Below are 381 nucleotides of genomic sequence, written 5' to 3'. Positions count from 1 at the left end.
TATGGCGGAGGAAGAGGGATTCGAACCCCCGCGAGCCGTTAAGCCCCTGTCGGTTTTCAAGACCGATCCCTTCAGCCAAACTTGGGTATTCCTCCGCGTTGTCATATGAAATTCTTCAAATGGTGGACCCTGCAGGACTCGAACCTGCGACCGATCGGTTATGAGCCGATAGCTCTAACCAACTGAGCTAAGGGTCCGGTTATGTTTAAAGGGCGATTGATGGGAATCGAACCCACGAATGCCGGAGCCACAATCCGGTGCGTTAACCACTTCGCCACAACCGCCATGACTTTTAAATTATATGGTAGCGGCGGAGGGGATCGAACCCCCGACCTCACGGGTATGAACCGTACGCTCTAGCCAGCTGAGCTACACCGCCAT

4 tRNA genes are annotated in these 381 nt (G+C 54.1%); all 4 read right to left on the bottom strand.

The features are described 5' to 3' along the window. Positions 1 to 2 precede the first annotated feature (2 nt). A tRNA-Ser gene (locus AE2B122_RS01945) sits at positions 3 to 95 on the bottom strand. Positions 96 to 120: 25 nt separating this feature from the next. Next, positions 121 to 197: transfer RNA gene (locus AE2B122_RS01940), tRNA-Ile, on the bottom strand. Between the two features lie 14 nt (positions 198 to 211). Then, positions 212 to 284, bottom strand: a tRNA-His gene (locus AE2B122_RS01935). Between the two features lie 18 nt (positions 285 to 302). Further along, positions 303 to 379: transfer RNA gene (locus AE2B122_RS01930), tRNA-Met, on the bottom strand. Positions 380 to 381 lie beyond the last annotated feature (2 nt).

This window comes from Terribacillus sp. AE2B 122 (assembly GCF_902497585.1).
Lineage (GTDB): Bacteria > Bacillota > Bacilli > Bacillales > Amphibacillaceae > Terribacillus > Terribacillus saccharophilus_A.
This window is presented reverse-complemented; position numbering and strand designations above follow the sequence as displayed.